Genomic DNA, 4,109 nt, shown 5'->3' with positions numbered 1-4,109 from the left:
CGTGTGCTCTTCCGATCTCAGCAGCCCCGCCAGCGCGAGCCGCAGGTTGCCGACCAGCGCGTCGCCCACCGGCGTCCAGGCGGCCACGCCGGGATCGTCGACCAGTTGCCACAGCCGCGCGCCGTCCGGCAGGTGCGGCCCGAAACCCTCGACGTGATAGGTGAAGGCGGGCGCGCCGAGCGCCACCACCAGGTCGTGCCCCGCCAGCCGCTCGACGATGCGCTCGCGCATCGCCGGCAGGAAACCGGCGAACAGGCGGTGGTCCTCGGGGAACTCGCAGCGCCCGGAAACCGGCGCCGCGAACACGCGCGCGCGATGCCGCTCGGCCAGCGCGACGGTCTCGTCCCAGGCGCCGCCGCGAGCCAGCGCGGCACCCACCACCAGCGCCGGCCGCGCGCTGGCCTCCAGCGCCGCGCCGAGCCGCGCCAGCGCCTCCGGATCGGGCCCCTGCACCTGGCTCACCGCGCGCGGCGCCACCGGCTCGGCCGGCTGGTCCCAGTCGTCCACCGGCACCGACACGAACACCGGCCCGCGCGGCTCCTGCATCGCGATCCGCCAGGCGCGCGCGATCGCGGCGGGCACATCCTGCGCGCGGGCCGGCTCGACGCTCCATTTCACATAGGGCTGCGGCAGCTCGGCCGCGCGCTGCGCGCCGAGATAGGGATCGAGCGGCAGCAGCGAGCGCGCCTGCTGCCCCGCCGTGACGATCAGCGGCGTGTGGTTGCGAGAGGCCGTGAACAGGTTGCCCATCGCGTTGCCGAGCCCGGCGGCCGAATGCAGGTTGACCAGCGCCGCCCGGCCGCTCGCCTGCGCGTAGCCGTCGGCCATCCCGACCACCACCGCCTCCTGCAGCCCGAGCACGTAGTCGAGGTCGGCCGGGAAATCGCGAAACATCGGCAGCTCGGTCGAGCCGGGATTGCCGAACACCTTGTCGATGCCGAACTGGCGCAGCAGGTCGAGCACCGCGTCGCGCACCGTCATGGCGGCAGCGGCGGGATCGGATCGGGTATCGCTCATCGGCGCGCTCTCTCGCAATCGGGACCAGACGACAGTATCGAGACATCGCCCGCGCATCGGTACTGTCTTTTTCGGCAAGGCCGTGCGCGCAGGCGCGAGCGGCACCGCCGCGGCCCGCGCCACGACGCAGTGCAGCATCGAAATCCGCGCCATCCGCCTTGACTTTCCCCAGCCCGAATAAGATCATTCGCTCACAAAGCGAGCAAATGATCTTAACGAGGCCGTCTTCGGCCACAAGGAGACAAGGGATGAATCCTCCGCCGACCGTCGCGCCCGTGATCCTGCATATCGGCGCCGGTTCGTTCCACCGCGCCCATCAGGCCTGGTACCTGCATCGCGTCAATCAAGCCGCCGCGGCCGCGGGCGACACCGCCGGCCAATGGTCGCTGGTGGTCGCCAACATCCGCGACGACATGCGCGCCACCATGGACGCGCTGGCCGCCCAGCACGGCGCCTACACGCTCGAGACCGTCACGCCCGGCGGCGAACGCGCCTACGAGACGATCCGCTCGATCACGCGCGTGCTGCCCTGGTCGATCGACCTGAAGGCGCTGGTCGAGGCCGGCGCCGATCCGGCCTGCCGGATCGTGTCGTTCACGGTGACCGAGGGCGGCTACTACCTCGACGAACACAACCGGCTCGACGCCGGCAACCCCGACCTGGCCGCCGACCTGCAGGGCGCGCGCACCACCATCTACGGCGCGCTGGCCGCGCTGCTGGCCGAACGGCAGGCGCGCGGCGCCGGGCCGCTGACGCTGCAGAGCTGCGACAACCTGCGCAGCAACGGCGCGCGCTTCGAGGCCGGCATGCGCGAGTTCCTGGAGCGGCGCGGCCTGGCCGAGCTGCTGGCCTGGTTCGACGCCAACGTGTCCTGCCCGAGCGCGATGGTCGACCGCATCACGCCGCGCCCCACGCCGGACGTGGCCGAGCGCGTCAAGGCCGCCACCGGCGTGGACGACGCCTGCCCGGTGATGGGCGAATCCTTCATCCAGTGGGTGATCGAGGACCGCTTCGTGGCGGGCCGCCCGGCCTGGGAGCAGGCCGGCGCGGAGCTGGTGCAGGACGTGCATCCCTACGAGGAAGCGAAGATCCGCATCCTCAACGCCACCCACAGCTGCATCGCCTGGGCCGGCACGCTGGCGGGCCTGAGCTACATCCACGAAGGCACCCACGACGCGGCGATCCGCCAGCTCGCGCACGACTATGTCAGCGACGACGTGATCCCCTCGCTGACCCCGAGCCCGCTCGACCTGGCACGGTATCGCGACGTGGTGCTGGAGCGCTTCGGCAATCCCTACATCCTCGACACCAACCAGCGCGTGGCCGCCGACGGCTTCTCGAAGATCCCCGGCTTCATCGCGCCGACCCTGGCCGACTGCTTCGCGCGCGGCGCCGAGCCGGTCTCGACCGCCGTGCTGCCCGCCCTGTTCCTGCGCTTCCTGGAACGCTGGTCGCAGGGCCTGCTGCCCTACGAGTACCAGGACGGTGTGATGGACCCGGGCGTGGCGCGCGCGATCGTGGCGGCCGACGATCCGGTCGCCGCGCTGGCCGCCGAGCGCTCGCTGTGGGGCTCGCTGGCCGACGACGAACGGCTCGCGCGGGTGCTGCGCGCGGGGCTGGCGCGCGTCGACGCCTGGTTCGCCTCGCGCTGACCAGCGGCTGAGGTAGCGACCGAAACACCGGCCCGGCGCGGGCCCGGGCGCCATCGCGCCCCGCCCGTGCGGGTCATCCGGCATTGGCACGGCCCGCGCCGCGCGGCTACAGTAGCGACTCTCTGACGACGGACTGCTTCCGCCCATCATGTATCTCGGCATCGATCTCGGCACCTCGGAAGTCAAGGTGCTGCTGCTTTCCCCCGACGGCACGGTCGTCGGCACGGCGGGTACGCCATTCACCGTGTCGCGCCCGCATCCGCGCTGGGCCGAACAACATCCCGAGGACTGGTGGCAGGGCACCCGCGAGGCGCTCGCGGCGCTGCGCGCCAAATACCCGGCCGAATACGCCCAGGTGCGCGGCATCGGCCTGTCGGGCCAGATGCACGGCGCCGTGCTGCTCGATCGCGAGGATCGCGTGCTGCGGCCCGCGATCCTCTGGAACGACATGCGCAGCGACGAGGAATGCTCGACGCTCACGCGCCGCGCGCCCGAGCTGCACCGGCTGGCCGGCAACCTGGCGATGCCGGGCTTCACCGCGCCCAAGCTGATCTGGGTCGCCACGCACGAGCCGGAGGTGTTCGGCAAGATCGACTGCGTGCTGCTGCCCAAGGACTACCTGCGGCTGCGGCTGACCGGCAACCGCGTCTCCGATCCCTCGGACGCGGCCGGCACGCTGTGGCTGGACGTGGCGCGCCGCGACTGGTCGGGCAGCCTGCTCGAGGCGGGCGGCATGCGACGCGAGCAGATGCCGCGCATCGTCGAGGGCAACGCGCCCTCGGGCACCTTGCGCGCCGCGGCGGCACGCGAGCTGGGCCTGGCCGAAGGCATCGTGGTGGCCGGCGGCGGCGGCGACAACGCCACCAGCGCGCTCGGCATCGGCGCCACCCAGCCCGGCGACGGCTTCGTCTCGCTCGGCACCTCGGGCGTGCTGAGCATCGTCGGCGACCGTTTCATGCCCTATCCCGAATCGGCCCTGCATGCGTTCTGCCACGCGATCCCCGATCGCTGGCAGCAGATGAGCGTGGTGCTGTCCGCCGCGAGCTGCCTGCGCTGGGTCTGCAAGCTGACCTCGACCGACGAGCCGACCCTGATCGCCGAGGTCGAGGCGCTCGACCCGGCCGCGCTGGCCGAGGCGCCGATCTTCCTGCCCTATCTGTCGGGCGAGCGCACCCCGCACAACGACCCTTACGCGCAAGGCGTGTTCTACGGCATGACGCATGGCACCGACCGCGCGCGGCTCGGCTACGCGGTGCTGGAAGGCGTCACGCTGGCGCTGGCCGACGGCCACGACGCGCTGGTGGCGGCCGGCTCCAGCTCGGCCTCGCTGGCGCTGATCGGCGGCGGCGCGCGCAGCGCCTACTGGGCGCAACTGGTGGCCGACGCGCTCGACGTGCGCACCCACCAGCTCGGCGGCGGCGCGACCGGCGCGGCGCTCGA

The 4,109-nt window shown here is 72.5% G+C and carries 3 protein-coding genes; 2 read left to right on the top strand and 1 reads right to left on the bottom strand.

Going from position 1 to position 4,109, the window contains the following annotated elements:
• On the bottom strand, positions 1-1,017 hold a 1,017-nt coding region (gene mdlC / locus F3J10_RS34615), incomplete at its 3' end, for a benzoylformate decarboxylase (protein WP_167243959.1).
• Positions 1,018-1,265: 248 nt separating this feature from the next.
• Here mdlC and dalD point away from each other — a divergent pair.
• Together dalD and xylB are read left to right on the top strand one after the other, a co-directional pair.
• Positions 1,266-2,669 carry a D-arabinitol 4-dehydrogenase gene (gene dalD, locus F3J10_RS34610; protein WP_166915131.1) on the top strand — a complete coding sequence of 468 codons (1,404 nt, stop codon included), beginning with the start codon at positions 1,266-1,268 and terminating at the stop codon, positions 2,667-2,669.
• 148 nt (positions 2,670-2,817) lie between these two features.
• Positions 2,818-4,109, top strand: a 1,292-nt coding sequence (gene xylB / locus F3J10_RS34605; protein ID WP_167243958.1) for a xylulokinase, incomplete at its 3' end; no start/stop codon positions are given.

Source organism: Burkholderia sp. Cy-637 (genome assembly GCF_011753175.1).
In the GTDB taxonomy this organism is placed as follows: domain Bacteria; phylum Pseudomonadota; class Gammaproteobacteria; order Burkholderiales; family Burkholderiaceae; genus Burkholderia; species Burkholderia gladioli.
This window is presented reverse-complemented; position numbering and strand designations above follow the sequence as displayed.

Coding starts and splice junctions, on each gene's coding strand:
- dalD (WP_166915131.1), top strand. CDS start 1,266: ATGAATCCTCCGCCGACCGTCGCGCCCGTGATCCTGCATATCGGCGCC.